This is a genomic window from Vibrio sp. 2130-1 (assembly GCF_033339515.1).
Window position 1 is genome coordinate 301,893 of the sequence record NZ_JAWOUT010000004.1, and the last position, 15,391, is coordinate 317,283.

Sequence of the window (15,391 nt, forward strand, 5' to 3'; positions counted from 1 at the left end):
AAATAAGTGATAATACGATTAATTGGCAAAACATTATTGCTATATAGCAAAGGTAAGTATGGACAGTTTTGAAGGTATCAATGAGTTTGTTACGGTTGCTGAGAGCTTAGGTTTTTCTGCAGCGGCAAAACAGTTAGGTTGCAGTACCAGTCATGTCAGTCGTCAAGTCACAAGATTAGAAGAGCGATTAGGTGTCGCCTTGTTAGCACGTTCGACAAGAATGGTGAGTCTAACGGAAGCAGGGCAAGCGTATTATCAGCAGTGTAAAGAGTTGGTGATTGGGCTTCAGCAAGCGAATGAACAGCTCACCACGCAGCAAACTCAACTGAGTGGTACGTTACGCGTGAGCGCCGCTGGTGCGTTTTCTGAGAACCATGTAGCGCCTGCCTTGATGGCGTTTGCCAAGCAACATCCTAATCTCACGGTAGAAATCAACTTCAACACCAGCATGGTCAACTTTATTGAAGATGGCTTCGATTTCGCTATTCGTTACGGAAGGTTGAGTGATTCAGGCTTGGTTGCGAGAAAGCTGGTGGATCGTCCCATGGCAGCGGCAGCCAGTCAGCGTTATCTCGATGAACATGGTTTGCCAACGCACCCCGAGCAACTCAAGCGTCATAGCTGCATTATTGCCAACAAAGACGTTTGGTTGTTTGAAAAAGACGGCAAGCCTTTAGATGGCGTAAAAGTGCAGGGCAGATGGAAGAGCAATAACGCACACACGGTCTTGCAAGCCTGTGCAGAAGGATTAGGTGTGGCGTACTTACCGAAGAGCAGTTTCAACGATGCTATTTCGTCTGGTCGTTTGGTGCCAATCCTAGAGCCCTATTGGGGAAGTGGCAACAGCAGCTGGATTGTTTATCAGAATCGTCACTTTCTACCACTACGAGCGCGATTGGCTATCGACTTCTTGCTTGATCATTTTGCCGATTGGCAGGAGTAATGAGGCTCTGCCAATCGGTTTGTTTATCCATTTGTTAGATCGTCAACATACTAACGTATCTACATGTTTTGATAGCTCGGTCCACCGCCACCTTCTGGTGCTTTCCATGTGATGTTTTGAGAAGGATCTTTGATGTCACAGGTTTTGCAATGCACGCAGTTGGCGGCATTTATCTGAAACTTCAACTTATTGTCCACTTCCACCACTTCGTAAACCCCAGCGGGGCAATAGCGCTGACTCGGTTCGTCATACATACCTAAATTCACATCAATTGGAATGTGAGGGTAAGTCAGAACAAGGTGACAAGGTTGATTCTCTTCGTGCTGTGTTCCCGACAAAAATACCGACGAAGGCTTATCAAAACTGATTTCACCATCTGGTTTTGGGTATGCAATTGGGTGGCACTCTTGTTTAGGTTTTAACTGCTCATGATCGTGCGAATAGTCCTTGATAGACCAAGGTAACGGTTTCTTAACCAGTGGTTGCCACAGGTTGTGTTCAAAAGTCGAAAGAGCACCGCCAAGTATGCTGCCAAACTTATGAATGTTCGCGCCAAAGTTACGCGTTTCGGCGAGTTCGTCATACAACCATGATGATTCAAACAACGACTGGTAGTCTGGCTCAGAAGCTCCAGTTTGTCGGGCCGTATGTACCGCTTCTGCTGCAATGATTCCGGACTTCATTGCTGTGTGGCTGCCTTTAATTTTTGCGACGTTCAAAGTCCCCGCATCACAACCAATCAATAAACCGCCAGGGAATTGCTGTCTCGGCAGAGAGGAAAGCCCACCTTTCGCAATGGCTCTTGCGCCATAAGCGATTCGTTGGGCGCCTTTCAAATGTTGTACGATCGCAGGGTGGTGCTTAAAGCGTTGAAATTCGTCAAACGGACTTAAGTAAGGATTGCTGTAATTCAAGTCGACAATAAGCCCGACGGCGATTTGGTTGTTCTCCATGTGATAGAGAAAACCGCCGCCTGTGGTATTTGTTTCACTCAAGGGCCAGCCAGCGGAGTGGATAACACTGCCAGATACATCCTTACTGTCAGTGGGTAACTCCCATATCTCTTTTAGGCCAAGCGCGTAGTGCTGTGGTTGCTTTCCTGCGTCTAGGTCGAACCTTTGAATAAGTTCTTTACCCAGATGTCCGCGACAACCTTCAGCAAAAAGGGTGTATTTTGCCCTTAGCTCGATACCTGGTTCAAAGTTAGGTTTGGCCTGGCCGTTCTTATCTAGTCCCATATCGCTCGTGTTAATGCCTGTCACGGCGCCAGTCTGATCATAATTGATGCTTGCAGCGGCAAAGCCCGGAAAAACTTCCACCCCAAGATTTTCTGCTTGGTTAGCGAGCCAACGGCAAAGGTTGGCAAGGCTAATTACGTAATTGTTCTCGCCATTTATCATTGGACGCGGTGTAAGGAAGTGGGGAGCGCGAATATGGTTTTGTTCAGTAGTAAGATAAAGGAAATCATCTCGTTGAACTGAGGCTGCTAGCGGGGCGTCCATTTCTTTCCAATTGGGGAAAAGCTCATCTAAGGCACTAGTTTCAAAAACAGCGCCAGATAAAATATGTGCGCCCACTTCTGAGCCTTTTTCTACAACGCAAATTGAAAGTGCGTCACCTTCACTGTCTTGGTTGAGTTGAGCTAGCCGACAAGCGGCGCTTAAGCCTGCAGGTCCGGCCCCCACGATCACGACATCAAACTCCATGCATTCTCGTTCCATCTTTATGCTTCCTTTCTATTATCGTCATCTGCGTGACAGGTTTTGGTTTCTATACAGAAAACTATAGCTCAGTTGACGTTAACGTGAAGTGGACTAAGCTCAAGTAATGGATCTGACGTGTTATATGAGGCATGACCATGGAAGACCGACCATTAGCAACACTTGTGCTCGCAGAGCATGACAACCAATCGTTGGCTGTAGGGACGCTGTGTGCAATTAAAGCGGCATTTGAGATTAAGGATGATGATAAATCGCTTCCTGTTTCTGTGTTGCTTATTGGATATCAGTGCCAATCAGTTTTGGATGAGTTGAATTGCGTTCAGGGTGTTGCAGAAATTATCTGGGTTGATGCGAAGGGATATAAACATGGATTAGCGGAAAATATCGCACCTTTGATCTCACAAGTAGCCAAAAACTACTCACACATTCTTTCTCCTGCCAGTACATTTGGTAAGAATGTGATGCCTCGTGTGGCGGCGTTGCTTAATGTTGGTCAACTTTCTGACGTGATGACAATCGAGTCTATCGATACGGTGATTCGTCCAATTTATGCTGGAAATGCATTGGCGAGAGTCACGTCGAATGACCCCTATAAAGTGATGACCATAAGAAGTACGGCTTTTGATGTCGCAGAGCTATCTGACACGCCAGTTGTCCCTAAGCTTACTCAAGTCGACACGGTGATTATCAATAAACTTAGTGAGTTTGTTTCGCAACAAACGCCAGAAAGTGAGCGACCAGAATTGCCAGCGGCTAGAGTAGTGGTGTCGGGGGGGCGTGCATTCGGGAGTAAAGAGAAGTTTGTTTTAGTAGAACAATTGGCTGACAAGCTAGGTGGAGCGGTAGGGGCGTCACGAGCGGCGGTCGATGCGGGCTATGTGTCTAATGACCATCAAGTCGGGCAAACCGGCAAAATTGTTGCACCGGAGTTATACATTGCCGTCGGAATTTCTGGCGCGATCCAGCATTTGGCGGGAATGAAAGATTCCAAGGTGATTGTTGCAATTAATAGCGATCCGGATGCGCCTATTTTTGACATTGCAGATTATGGATTGGTCGGCGATTTGTTTGTGGTAATGCCTGAGCTGTTAGAGAAGCTGTAGATATAGTCTTGTTCCCTAAAACAAAAGGCTTCCAAATTGGAAGCCTTTATCATTTGATTTTAATAAGTTACTTTTCGCTCGGACGTTGCAGGTGCTCTGCAAGTACTTTCGTAAACCTTGCAGCTTCACCACCAGTACAAGCGCGATGATCAAACGTTACGGATAGCGGCATTGCTTTCACCGAAATTGCTTGACCATTTCTTATCACAACTCGGTCGAGTATTCGGCCCGCGCCGACAATAGCGACTTGTGGCGGTGTGACGACAGGTGTCGCGTAAATACCGGCAATCGCGCCGAAGTTGGAAAGCGTAATCGTCGCGTGCTGCAATTGCTCACGACCGATTTTTCTCTCTCTGATCCCTTCAACGGTTTGATCGAGCCAACGACGAACATCTTGTGGCTCGTATTCATCTGCGTGGCGCAAGACTGGCACGTACAATCCATGACGGCTATCTACTGCAATTCCTACATTGACCGTTGTGTGTACACAGCGTGTCATGGTTTCGGCATCAAACCAAGCGTTTAAAGCGGGCTCTTCTTGACACGCATGAACAATCGCTTGAACAAGGCGGATACTGATATCTTCGTTTGGCAGCCAATCTTCCAACAATGCTTCTTCCGTAATGGTTACGGCAGCAACATGTTCGTGCGATTCGGTCATAGACGATACCATGGTACGTCGAGCGCCTTTCAAAACTTCGGTGCCTGGACGCTGTTTTCCGGCTTCGTCGTAAATATCGGCATCTACGATAAGTCCGTTCGGGCCACTACCTGACACAAGGTTAAGATCTACCCCAAGTTTTTGTGCCAACAAGCGAGCCGAAGGCAGGGCGGTAACGAGGTTACTTTCTGTCGTGTTGTGGTTGCCACCAATCCAGAAATCATCAACGTTAACATGATGCGCTTGGTGAGAAACGCTACCGACGACGGTTGCGGCGTCAGCAGTGGCTTTTTTCTCTGCCGTTACTTCTCTCCCGGCACCTGTTTCATCAATCTCTAGCAGTAATGCACCAATATTGACGATTTCACCTTCCTCACCATGACGGCTGACCACACGGCCCGAATAGGGGGCAGGGACGTCGACCGTCGCTTTTGCTGTCTCTACGGTTAAGATCACTTGATCTAATTTAACCATGTCACCGACATTAACGTGCCATTTTACAATTTCTGATTCAGCGAGGCCTTCGCCGAGATCGGGTAAGTTAAACGTCTTCATTTCCAATCCTCCACGAGTTCGCGCGCTGCGGTCACAATGTCTTCTTTCTGAACCATGAAATAATCTTCGTTACGGTAATAAGGCATAATGGTGTCCATTCCAGTTACTCGTTTAGGTGGGGCTTTAAGTAAGCACATGGCGTGTTCAGCGGTTCGAGCTAATAGCTCAGATCCCACACCACAAGTTTTACTCGCTTCATGAACAACGAGTAAACGTCCAGTTTTTTCTAGTGAGCTGAAAATCGTCGCGGTATCAATTGGCTTAATACTCGCCAAATCAATCACCTCGACTTCAATTCCCTGACTAGACAAGGTTTGCGCGGCCTGAAGTGACTCTACGACGCATGCGCCCCAAGTAACGAGCGTGATATCTCGCCCCTTGCGTAAGGTGAAGCAGGTGTCGAGTGGGAGTGCTTCGCCGTTATCAACGACTTCAGATTTAACGGTGCGATATATGCGCTTCGGTTCGAAGAACATGACGGGATCATTGCTTCTAATTGCAGCGAGAAGTAAGCCGTATGCGCGTTGTGGAGAAGAAGGAATCACCACTTTAAATCCAGCAGTGTGAGCAAATAACGCTTCCACGCTTTCTGAGTGGTGTTCCGGAGCGTGGATACCGCCGCCAAATGGCGCACGAAAAACCGCGGGACAAGTGAGCCGACCGCGAGTTCTGTTACGCATTCGAGCCGCGTGGCACATTAAGTGCTCCATCGCAGGAAAAACGAAACCTTGAAACTGAAATTCGGCGACAGGTCGTAATCCTTGCGTTGCCATACCGACCGCAACCCCGCCGATTAAGGCTTCAGCGAGTGGCGTATCGATGACTCGTTTAAGACCAAACTCTTGCTTGAGTCCAACAGTGGCACGAAATACACCACCATTATCGCCCACGTCTTCACCTAGTACGACAACATTGGGGTCTTGTTGCATCTCGTGGTGCAGGGCAAGGTTTACTGCTTCAACCAACGTTAGCTCAGCCATGTCTGCCTCCCTGCATTCTCATTGCCTTGTTGATGAGTTCATCTCTTTGTGCATGAAGCTCTTGAGGTAGCGATTCATACAAATAATCGAAACCGGTTTCTGGTGCTTGTGGCGGTAAGCTCAGATAGCGTTCAACAGCTAACTCTACTTGCTCTTTACAGTAATCTAGCCATTGCTGTTCTTGTTCGTCGCTCCAAGCGCCTTGATTAAGGAGGTACGTTTTAAGACGTGTGATAGGTTCGTATTGCCATGCAGTTTGAACATCATCTTCTTTACGATAACGAGTCGCATCATCGGCCGTAGTGTGGTCACTCAGTCGGTAACTCACCGCTTCGATGAGTGTTGCACCTTTCCCTTTTCTTGCTCTCTCAAGGGCGGTTTTAGTTGCATCATAAACGGCGACGACATCGTTACCATCGACAGTAATACCCGGTATACCTGCACCTTGCGCTTTTTCTGATAAGAAATCGGCGGCACATTGGAGACTACGCGGCACTGAAATTGCCCACTGGTTATTGTTTACGACGAAAACAAGTGGAATATTCCAAGTACCTGCGCAGTTTATTGACTCAAGAAAGTCCCCTTTGGATGTACCACCATCGCCGCACATGACTAGCGCAGCTTCATGGTTACCTTGAATTTTTAGCGCGGAAGCCACCCCGACAGCATGCGTACATTGCGTCGCTATGGGTACACAGTAGGGAAGGTCTCGGCTAGGAACCGGACTGCCTTCAGGAGCAAAATCACTCCCGCGCTCATCGCCACCCCAGTATTGAAGGTTCTTTTCCATGCCAATGCCACGACACCACATCGCAGGCATATCGCGGTAGTAAGGAACAAACACATCATCGGCTTTAAGTGCTCTGCCGACCGCAATGCCTATGGCTTCCGCGCCTAAGTGTGAGGGATAGGTCCCTAGCTTACCGGTGCGTTGCAAGGCAACTGCTTTGTTGTCGTAAGTGCGAGTTAATACCATATCTCGGTAAAACCCGACCAATGTTTCAGTGTCAGCCCAGTTGGGTAGTTGGTCGACTAGGTCCCCACGATGGTCGATAAACCGATGCATGGGTAATGCCTGAACGTTCATCTCAAGCTCCTTTTGACGCTGCGGGTCTTTTGGACTGCAGCTGTTCATACAAAACCAGAGTTTGTATGGGTACTCAAACTCTGATATCAGCGCAAAGGCCATACCTAAGGTTGCGTGTGCTTTCGATAGCGGTAGGCATCTGTTCGTCCTTTAAACTATTTGTCGATAACATCGCTGCGATTATTTCACCGCAAGATACAGAGAAAGGCTTTTCTGTATCTAACCCTCTAACTAAATCGTGGTATAGCCAGATACAATAAGTGTAAACAAATTGTTAAATTATGCTTCATTTTGACTTTCGCTCAGTAGTAAAGTTTTGCTTACACCCTGATTTTGCAGAGTAATATGCTGCTATTTTGTTGGTGGCATTTTTAAACTCGAATTTAATTACTGGTTAATGAAACATATTTGCAACAAAATTTGGCTGTAAAATTTGACAAAGTGAGTCATTATTAATGAATCAACTCAAACAGTTGCTATATGATGAATTGCAAATTTTTGTTGTGCTCGAAGCCTCGACCTTATGAGAATGCATAACTTCTTCCCAACTGAGTGGAATCAAGGTAGGGTGACGGCATTACAAATGTATACCCTCGGCAGTCCTTGAGCTTATCCAAAGTAGGTGGTGCTCAAGCGGAAGTGATTATGGAGAAGTTATGTACCACGCTCATGTTTATTTTCCCCTAAGAGAACAAGATAAAGCGCAAGCCTTGAACGAGATCATCCGTCAAGAGCGTCAAGATGTGCTGCGTGTGTTTCCATTAGTTGGACGGTTAGTTGGCCCACACAAAATGCCGATGTTTGAAATTCATCTAGAATCATTGAGTGAAGAGTTCTTGGCGTGGCTTGATACGATTCGAGGCGATTTTTCTGTGCTTATTCACCCAGTAAGCGAAGAAGAGTTGCTCGATCACACAGAACGCGCGATTTGGTTGGGCAGAGAGATTGGTGTATTTGAAGAAAAGTTAGAGAAATAGTTGCTTTCTCGCCCATGCATGACCGCTTTGAATCCTTCTCTTCTCATTGCGGTCGCAGCTTCTGCTTAACGCCTCATCTTCATTGATGGGTGCGGAAACCCTCTCTTACGCTTTGCTGTAGCTATTTTTGTGCTAAACCTAAAAGTAGGCTTTCGAACTTCACGCACAAAGCGTGAAAATATCGCTGTTTAGCATGCCATTAAATGAATTTTGGTGGTAATAAAATAATAAGTCTTTGATAAATCAAATAGGTATAGCAGGGAAGTGCAGTTTACGACCCCAACGCCATTGGCAGTGGCGCCGATAATTTATGAGGGGGAAGGGTATGTTTTCAATACTCTTGGTTATACTTGCACTCTATATATTTTGGCTGTTGTTTCGCTACGGGCCTGCGTTTGCCGGGCGTACCGCTCAAAAAAAACGTGACTGGGTTGGGCCTACCACCAACAAAGAAGAGTGGCGAGAATTTTGTACGGATGTATTTCAGCCGTTCAGTTCTCAAACGACTTTCTACGCCATTGCTTATTTTGCCAATTACGTAGCAGCAGCGAACGCAATATCTTGGTCAACGATATACGAAGGCGATTATCCGGTCATCATAAGCCGATTTGGTAGCTACTTCATTTTAAGCACGCATGATGCACTGGTCGTAGCTGGGTTTATTGCGCTTGCTTTCTTTATCATTAATTGGCAACTTGCCATGCGCTGCTCTGGTATTCTTAGCCAGTATCTAGTGCGGATTCTTATTATTAATCAAAAGCGCTTTGTCGCGATTAGCTTGGTGTTTTGCAGCTACTTTTCGTACCTACTGACGCTTGGTATATTCTGGCTGTTCCATGATGGGTATTCAATCTGGCATGGATTAATGCTTAGCCCTGTGTTCCTGCTGTTAGCTTTATTGGTAGCGGTTGTTGTGCCATCTGCAAAAAGAGAAAATAGTGTACCTAAGTAATCCCGAGATGGTTTGTTCAGCGGGAATAGTTTGGCTTGTAGACTAGGTAGTGGTGTAAAGGACTAGCCAGTCTAAATCACGAAGCGGCAACAAAGTATACGAGCCGAGATCTTTACTTCATCAGGTATTTGGATGGCTTTGGGGCGTTTACTTAAGCAAGGTAGGCTGCACTTTTAACTCGATCAGATTATCACGTTCTGGTTTAGCCTTATCGAATGACAAAATAAAGCTGCAATTCGATAACCCTAGACAAGATGATATGTCTTCGTAAAAGGGTGAAGTGTTCGTACTGGGAACTTAGAATTAAAAAACGCGGCCAAAGAATAGCCGCGTTTATTAGAATAAGAGATTTAACTTTCTGTCACAGGTTCAGAGGCTTGTTCAGCGCTTGAATCCACAGCTTTTACAAGTAGTAGACCAACACCTCCGACGATGGCACCACATAGAATAAACACTAAGCGCCCCCATACTGGGTTAGGTAGCAGAGCCATAAACATGACACCTATACCTGCGACCGCGATAAGTTTACCCAGCATTTGACGTTGCTTGTTATCGAGTTTTCTCTGTGCCACTGATTCCGCTACAAGAGGCGTTGATAGGTTTTCAAAGAACTTATCGACATCTGCTTGACGTTTGTCAGTTAGAGGCTTGTAGAATAGAGTCGACAACATGAAGAAGCCACCAGTTAGCGTCATGTGTCCGATTAGACCTATTGCTACTTTCACATCAGACCATTCTCGGCTAGTCAACTCCTCAAGGCCAAACGCCGATGACACCATATCAGCTGTGATAACAAACCCAACAAGGTAGGAAACGATGCCACCCACAACTAGAGTTCCCCAACCTGCCCAGTCTGGAGTTTTCTTGATAAAGAAGCCTAAAAACGCTGGAATTGTCATTGGGAATCCGATGAGCGCACCAACGTACATCATAGTGTCGAATAGACTCAGACCTTTTAGAGAGTTTATAAACTGCGCGATTAGAATAATTGCAACGCCAAATACCGCCGATGTTGCTTTAGAAACTGCGACGAGCTCTTTCTCTGATGCTTGGCCTTTACGAACGATCGGTTCATAAAAGTTCTTTACGAAAATACCTGAATTGCGGTTAAGACCAGAGTCCATAGAGGACATCGTAGCAGCAAACATTGCAGCGACCAGAAGTCCAACCATACCTGCTGGCATGTATTCTTGAACGAAGTATAGGTACGCGAAGTCGCCTGCTTTGTTACCAGCATCTGGATAAGCTGCCGCTAAATCAACACCTTGGCCTGCAATATACCAAGAAGGCATGAACCAAATGAAAACTCCACCCAGCATCAATACACATGCTAGCAAAGCTGCTTTTTTTGCATTTTTAGAGTCTTTTGCAGCTAGGTAACGGTAAGAGTTCAACATATTGTTTGTAATAGAGAACTGCTTAACGAAGATAAAGAACGCCCAAATACTAAAGATGCTTAAGTAGTTCAGGTTGTTACCTGCAACAAAGCTCCCACTTTCTGCGACTGGGAAGTTAGAGATAATTTCAGTAACGCCACCACCTTGAACAATAGCAACGGCTGCACATGTGATCGTTACCGCCATGATGATGACCATTTGCATGAAATCGGAGGCGATAACCGCCCAAGAGCCGCCAGTTACCGACATCGCAAGTACAACTAAACCGGTAATCCAGATGGTTGCTGTCATATCAAAACCAAAAATACCTGAAGCTATAATAGCAAGGGCGTTAAGCCATACACCTGCAGAGACAACACTGTTTGGCATCGAAGACCAAGTAAATACTTGTTCGTTTGTTGTACCAAAACGCATACGAATGGCTTCTATGACAGTTACGACGCGTAACTGACGAAATTTCGGTGCAAAGTAAGCGAAGTTCATGAAGTAACCAAACGCGTTTGCAAGGAAAATAATAGCGACAGCAAAACCATCATTGTAGGCTTTACCAGCGGCGCCAGTAAATGTCCAAGCAGAGAATTGAGTCATAAACGCCGTTGCTCCAACCATCCACCAAAGCATGTTGCCGCCACCTCGGAAGTAGTCGCTTGTAGTACTAGTAAAAGTTCTGAACATCCAACCTATTGCGATTAAGAATAGAAAATAGATGCCCACAATGAGAGTATTGAGTTCCATCTTTAGACCTTTGAAGTAGTTTATTGTCCTAAGTAATAGTAACGTTCGCCCTTCTTATTTGTAGTACAATAACTCAAAATCGTGACCGGTAAGGCGTAATAAACCCTTTAATTAATCATACAAGTGATCGGTGTCAGATATTGCTTTTCTCTGAAGCTGCTAAAAGTGTCGAGTTTAGGCATGGGTTCTATGAATATACTTATAGAGAGTCTTAAGTCCTCTAATAAGAATGGACGCGGATTTATGCATATCTAGGGCAGAGGTGTATTACATCGATTGATGTAGGATTGTTAAAAAAAAGCCCATGCAAGCCTGTATTGCATGGGCTAAACGGTACTAGTACCGCGAGCTGTCGGCTGAAGTTCGCAACAGCGGCTTTACATGATTACTAACCACTGCAGATGACGTTCGAGGGGACATCACCTGAATTCGGTTGTTTATGTAACGCCGCTAGATCTTCGACAATCATTGCGCACATGCAATGCCAAGCTCTCTAAAATGTAGTTATGATATGGAGCAACTAATCAGTTTACACTCGCTCTGATGTTGGCAAGTGACAATGGCTATTCGCTGCATTTTGCTAATGTCGCCTCCATTAATGATATTGTATTATTAATGTAGGTAAATGCTGATGATACCAAATTGTGACAGAGAACATGTTTAGCAAATAGGCCTGTGATCTGGATGATTACAGGCTAAGCCGATAAAGGGGCCCGACTGTCGCTTTTGTCTGAGGTGCGATACGGGTTTGTTGAACTAATAGTAACTCTGCAGTTGCAATTGCATCTGCAAGTGCATTATGGCCGTTGTAAGCGGGTAACCCGTAACGTTCCCTTGTCGCTGCTAGAGTCACATCTGATTCATCGGAAGCATTGATAGCTCTTTGTAACCTTTTTTCTATTCGCAAGGTGTCTATCCAAATGAGCGGCAACTCTTTTATGTTGAAAACTCGCTGTAAATATTGATTAATAAAGCTAGTTTCGACTATACATCCGTGCGCAACAATAACTTTGTTTTCTGCTGCTTTAAAGAATGTCCGCATTGCTTCATGAATAGAGATTCCATCAGTCAGCATTTGTTGGGTAATATGGTTAACAACTATGGTTTCGGGCTTAATTTTTGAGTCGCTATGTACATAAAGGTGTTGGCTTGTTGCTAAGTCAATATGGCCTTGACGAATCTCTACCCAGCCCATGGAAAGAATGACTTCTTCCTCACTGTCTAAGCCAGTTGTTTCAAGATCTAGAACGATGAACTCAGTGTCAAAAGCTCGTTGATTTACGTCCAGATTTGGCGAGCGAAGCAGCTTTTTAAGATAAAGAGGGATGTGCTTCTTTTTACAGTGCTTTTGTCTCTGACGATTTTTTCGTGTCAATGGATGAAAGTACTCAAGTAAGCGCTTCATTATCGGCTCCCAAAACGGAGTTTGGCGACTTCTTGTAGATCTGCAATGATGCGGAACGCGTCTTTTAAATGTTGACGTTCAAAACTACCGAACGTATTGGGGTCAATGTGGTTATTTGGCTCATCTCCACTTTTTAGTGCTTCTAATTGATGGGCAAATCGAAACGACAAGATGAATTGATATGCGTTTATTATATTTTTGTACGCGTCATGGCTGAGCAGTCCTTTTTCGTTAGCTGCTTTAAAACGCTCATCAGTTGCAGTGAGGTCACATTCAACTGCCAGACCATAAATCCTTGCAAGATCAATGATTAGATTAATCGCGTATTTTTTTACGTCGAGCGTTTTCTTGTTCTCTCCCGATTTTTGTAATACTAGGCTATTGAATATTCCTAACGGTGGGTTTGTTTTCACCGCATCGTTAACTAACATCGTAAGGAATTCTCTATTAGCGTTGATGTTAGAGTGAAGCTCATCGCGAAGTATCTGTTCAAAGTCTTTGTTTCCATAAACGGTTCGGATTTCTAAAAAGACACTGATATTGAGGAGGCGCTCGTATTCAGGATTTGCCACCCATTTCTTATAGTACTTTTTCCAAACAGAGAGAGGCTGGCACCATTTAGGGGTCGCTGCCATAAACTTCCCTGGACACAATGGATAGTTACATTTATTCAGGCCATTACTTACTATCATTGCTAAATGTTTGAAGTAGATACGGTCGTTATCTGTTGCCGAATCATCTAATACGATGGCGCTATCTTGATCTGACAGCATATGTACTTCTTGGCGAGCATGAGAGCCTGCCACAATCCAAGAGAAGTCACAGGGAGGTGTTCCCAACTTATCAATGGCTATTTGTATTAACCTACGAGTGTACGCATCCATAATCATGGTCATCACTTTACCAATGATTTCTGGTGAAACCCGTCCTTCGACTAATGCTTCAAAAATAGCTTGGCGCTCAGACGTAAAACTAGACAAAGCTTTGACACTGCCAGCATATTTGATCTTTTCAATTAAAAATATTGCTTGGACTCGATGGTTTTGAACCAAGTGCGTTGTTGTCAAAACGCCAACGACGTTATTGTCTCTGACTAGGGGTAAATTTCTTATGTTGTGCTGCATCATAATGGAGGCTGCGTGCAGAACTAAATCGTCAGGATGAATTGTTTTAGGATCAGGCGACATAACTTCGACGACTGGTGTTGAGATGCTTAATCCTTTGGCGATGACTCGCTTTGTCATATCTCGGTCGGTAATCAGTCCAACTATTTTTTTATCACGATAAACGACAGCGCAGGGAGAGCACTTATCGATCATCTCGTTGGCGACTGACTGAATGGATTGCTCAGCGGTTACAATTGCAACTCGACCACTAGCAACTTCCTCTACACGCCGAATAAACAACCCTTTTTCTTTGTTAGACCACACGACATCTAATGCTGACTTTAGCCGTACCTGAGCTTGTGATGCAAAATGTTCAGCACATTCAGGATGAGAAGTGCACAACTTTTTCAGCGCAGCATTTGGAATTACATAAACTAATGAATTTTCGATTGCAATTGCTTTGTATTCTTTCCCGCTTTCGACTTCGTTACCAAGAAAAGTGAAGCCAAACAAATCTTCCGGACCAAGTTTAGCTCTCAATATGCCATCAGATTTACGCTGTTCGATAGAGCCAGTTCTAATAATATAAAGTGACTTTTCGTTCTTAGAAGAATACTGATCAACAACATCCCCCTTGCTTAAATAAGTGATCTTAACAGATGAAGCAAGCTCGCGAAGTGCACCTTTAGGTACCTTGTCAAACGGATCAATCTGGCTGATAAACTGTATGATATTTGGCAGTAGCGAGTCGGTCATAACACAACATTCTCAAAATACATTTGTATTACTATATATCAAAATGTTGATGGTGTGCCATAAAGAATGGAGGAAACGAAATTAAAAAAGCACGCGAGATGCGTGCTTTTGCCTAGTTATTAGATCGCCCAAGCCCTAAGCTTAACTGGCTTCAGGTAAGCGATGTTTTGACTCCAACAAGTGGTTAGCCGAAGCTTGACGTGCTTTTTCAGCATTGCCTGCCATTATTGCTTCATAAATCTCACGATGTTCTTCGATGCACGTATTGCCTTCCTCAGATGAGTGAGCAATAAAGTTAATGAACATTGTAGTCAGAACATGCCCAAACGGTAAGAAAAAGTCGTTTCCGGTTGAGTTAAAAATAATGCTATGGAAACGAATATCTACATCCATCCAGCGCGCTTTGTCCAGTTCGTCTGCTTTAGCGACTTCCAACATATCTTGGAATGCTTCTGATAGCTGAATTCGCTGTTCCGCAGTGGCATTTTTCGCTGCGAGTGCACAAGCTTCAGGCTCTATCGCGCGTCGTAACCCCAAAAATTGATGACAGAACTGATCTATCTCTGTTAGACCGTCCATCCATTCAATTAATTGTGGGTCTAAAAAGTTCCAGTACGCTCGGTTGATGACTCGAGTACCAACTTTTGGACGTGACTCGAGTAAACCTTTTGATGTTAAAAGTTTTACGGCTTCACGCAAAGCTGTGCGACTGATACCAAACTGTTCACACAGGGACATTTCTCCTGGAAGAATGGACCCTTGAGGGATCTTGCCTGACAAAATGCTACGAGCAATTTCGCGAGCTACTTGTACATGTAAGCTGCGCTTGGAACCGGAGATAGAATGAAATTCACCAGACATAAAATCACTTATCGTTAAAATTGTATTATTTAAGCTTGGACTATATCATCCAAAGTGTAGCTCACCAAGAAGATGTTTACGTAATAACAGCTGTCTTCACAAATCCATTTTGAATCTCCGACTGCTTTATGAAGCCTTCATGATTATGATAC

The 15,391-nt window shown here is 44.8% G+C and carries 13 protein-coding genes; 5 read left to right on the forward strand and 8 right to left on the reverse strand.

All coding sequences use genetic code 11. The annotated features are described in order from the left end of the window. Nucleotides 1-58 precede the first annotated feature (58 nt). Nucleotides 59-943 carry a LysR family transcriptional regulator gene (locus tag R7Q09_RS08100; RefSeq protein ID WP_005388553.1) on the forward strand — a complete coding sequence of 295 codons (885 nt, stop codon included), beginning with the start codon at nucleotides 59-61 and terminating at the stop codon, nucleotides 941-943. A 59-nt stretch (nucleotides 944-1,002) separates the two neighbouring features. Here the strand turns inward: R7Q09_RS08100 and R7Q09_RS08105 are convergent, their stop codons facing one another. After that, nucleotides 1,003-2,664, reverse strand: a complete 1,662-nt coding sequence (locus tag R7Q09_RS08105) for an electron transfer flavoprotein-ubiquinone oxidoreductase (RefSeq protein WP_262657237.1) — start codon at nucleotides 2,662-2,664, stop codon at nucleotides 1,003-1,005. Nucleotides 2,665-2,801: 137 nt separating this feature from the next. Between R7Q09_RS08105 and R7Q09_RS08110 the strand changes: the two genes are divergently transcribed. After that, the gene (locus R7Q09_RS08110) at nucleotides 2,802-3,767 is read left to right on the forward strand and encodes an electron transfer flavoprotein subunit alpha/FixB family protein (RefSeq protein ID WP_318070654.1); all 966 of its coding nucleotides are present in this window, start codon (nucleotides 2,802-2,804) and stop codon (nucleotides 3,765-3,767) included. A gap of 67 nt (nucleotides 3,768-3,834) precedes the next feature. Here the strand turns inward: R7Q09_RS08110 and R7Q09_RS08115 are convergent, their stop codons facing one another. From R7Q09_RS08115 to pdhA, 3 genes are read right to left on the reverse strand one after another with little or no spacing between them, the layout of a single operon-like run. Further along, nucleotides 3,835-4,983: a dihydrolipoamide acetyltransferase family protein gene (locus R7Q09_RS08115; protein WP_005375831.1), complete on the reverse strand. Its 1,149-nt coding sequence runs from the start codon at nucleotides 4,981-4,983 to the stop codon at nucleotides 3,835-3,837. Further along, nucleotides 4,980-5,963, reverse strand: coding sequence for an alpha-ketoacid dehydrogenase subunit beta (locus tag R7Q09_RS08120; protein WP_042521051.1), 984 nt, complete (start codon nucleotides 5,961-5,963; stop codon nucleotides 4,980-4,982). The genes R7Q09_RS08115 and R7Q09_RS08120 overlap by 4 nt, the downstream gene beginning before the upstream one ends. Continuing rightward, a complete protein-coding gene (gene pdhA / locus R7Q09_RS08125) occupies nucleotides 5,956-7,050 on the reverse strand; it encodes a pyruvate dehydrogenase (acetyl-transferring) E1 component subunit alpha (RefSeq protein WP_318070653.1) in 1,095 nt (364 codons plus the stop codon). The genes R7Q09_RS08120 and pdhA overlap by 8 nt, the downstream gene beginning before the upstream one ends. 65 nt (nucleotides 7,051-7,115) lie before the next feature. On the opposite strand from pdhA, the gene R7Q09_RS08130 reads away from it, so the two are divergent. The 3 genes from R7Q09_RS08130 (at nucleotide 7,116) to R7Q09_RS08140 (ending at nucleotide 8,979) form a co-directional block, all read left to right on the forward strand. Further along, complete coding sequence (locus tag R7Q09_RS08130) at nucleotides 7,116-7,310, forward strand: hypothetical protein (RefSeq protein ID WP_182016134.1); 195 nt, start codon at nucleotides 7,116-7,118, stop codon at nucleotides 7,308-7,310. 396 nt (nucleotides 7,311-7,706) lie between these two features. Continuing rightward, nucleotides 7,707-8,027 (forward strand): DOPA 4,5-dioxygenase family protein, encoded by a 321-nt coding sequence (locus R7Q09_RS08135; RefSeq protein WP_005375836.1) that lies wholly within the window; start codon nucleotides 7,707-7,709, stop codon nucleotides 8,025-8,027. Between the two features lie 325 nt (nucleotides 8,028-8,352). Continuing rightward, complete coding sequence (locus R7Q09_RS08140) at nucleotides 8,353-8,979, forward strand: hypothetical protein (RefSeq protein WP_033906971.1); 627 nt, start codon at nucleotides 8,353-8,355, stop codon at nucleotides 8,977-8,979. A 350-nt stretch (nucleotides 8,980-9,329) separates the two neighbouring features. On the opposite strand, the gene R7Q09_RS08145 is transcribed toward R7Q09_RS08140, so the two are convergent. The 4 genes from R7Q09_RS08145 to R7Q09_RS08160 form a co-directional block, all read right to left on the reverse strand. After that, on the reverse strand, nucleotides 9,330-11,111 hold the full coding sequence (locus R7Q09_RS08145; RefSeq protein ID WP_031781211.1) for a sodium:solute symporter family transporter: 1,782 nt from the start codon (nucleotides 11,109-11,111) through the stop codon (nucleotides 9,330-9,332). Nucleotides 11,112-11,799: 688 nt separating this feature from the next. After that, a complete protein-coding gene (locus R7Q09_RS08150; protein WP_005388533.1) occupies nucleotides 11,800-12,516 on the reverse strand; it encodes a 3'-5' exonuclease in 717 nt (238 codons plus the stop codon). Beyond that, on the reverse strand, nucleotides 12,516-14,378 hold the full coding sequence (locus tag R7Q09_RS08155; protein WP_005388531.1) for a putative nucleotidyltransferase substrate binding domain-containing protein: 1,863 nt from the start codon (nucleotides 14,376-14,378) through the stop codon (nucleotides 12,516-12,518). Before R7Q09_RS08155 ends, R7Q09_RS08150 begins: the two co-directional genes overlap by 1 nt. Nucleotides 14,379-14,519: 141 nt before the next feature. After that, nucleotides 14,520-15,239, reverse strand: a complete 720-nt coding sequence (locus R7Q09_RS08160) for a FadR/GntR family transcriptional regulator (protein ID WP_005388529.1) — start codon at nucleotides 15,237-15,239, stop codon at nucleotides 14,520-14,522. Between the last annotated feature and the right edge of the window lie 152 nt (nucleotides 15,240-15,391).

Coding starts and splice junctions, on each gene's coding strand:
- R7Q09_RS08145 (WP_031781211.1), bottom strand. CDS start 11,111: ATGGAACTCAATACTCTCATTGTGGGCATCTATTTTCTATTCTTAATC.
- R7Q09_RS08110 (WP_318070654.1), top strand. CDS start 2,802: ATGGAAGACCGACCATTAGCAACACTTGTGCTCGCAGAGCATGACAAC.
- R7Q09_RS08130 (WP_182016134.1), top strand. CDS start 7,116: ATGGGTACTCAAACTCTGATATCAGCGCAAAGGCCATACCTAAGGTTG.
- R7Q09_RS08135 (WP_005375836.1), top strand. CDS start 7,707: ATGTACCACGCTCATGTTTATTTTCCCCTAAGAGAACAAGATAAAGCG.
- R7Q09_RS08150 (WP_005388533.1), bottom strand. CDS start 12,516: ATGAAGCGCTTACTTGAGTACTTTCATCCATTGACACGAAAAAATCGT.
- R7Q09_RS08120 (WP_042521051.1), bottom strand. CDS start 5,963: ATGGCTGAGCTAACGTTGGTTGAAGCAGTAAACCTTGCCCTGCACCAC.
- R7Q09_RS08105 (WP_262657237.1), bottom strand. CDS start 2,664: ATGGAACGAGAATGCATGGAGTTTGATGTCGTGATCGTGGGGGCCGGA.
- R7Q09_RS08155 (WP_005388531.1), bottom strand. CDS start 14,378: ATGACCGACTCGCTACTGCCAAATATCATACAGTTTATCAGCCAGATT.
- R7Q09_RS08140 (WP_033906971.1), top strand. CDS start 8,353: ATGTTTTCAATACTCTTGGTTATACTTGCACTCTATATATTTTGGCTG.
- R7Q09_RS08100 (WP_005388553.1), top strand. CDS start 59: ATGGACAGTTTTGAAGGTATCAATGAGTTTGTTACGGTTGCTGAGAGC.
- R7Q09_RS08115 (WP_005375831.1), bottom strand. CDS start 4,983: ATGAAGACGTTTAACTTACCCGATCTCGGCGAAGGCCTCGCTGAATCA.
- R7Q09_RS08160 (WP_005388529.1), bottom strand. CDS start 15,239: ATGTCTGGTGAATTTCATTCTATCTCCGGTTCCAAGCGCAGCTTACAT.
- pdhA (WP_318070653.1), bottom strand. CDS start 7,050: ATGAACGTTCAGGCATTACCCATGCATCGGTTTATCGACCATCGTGGG.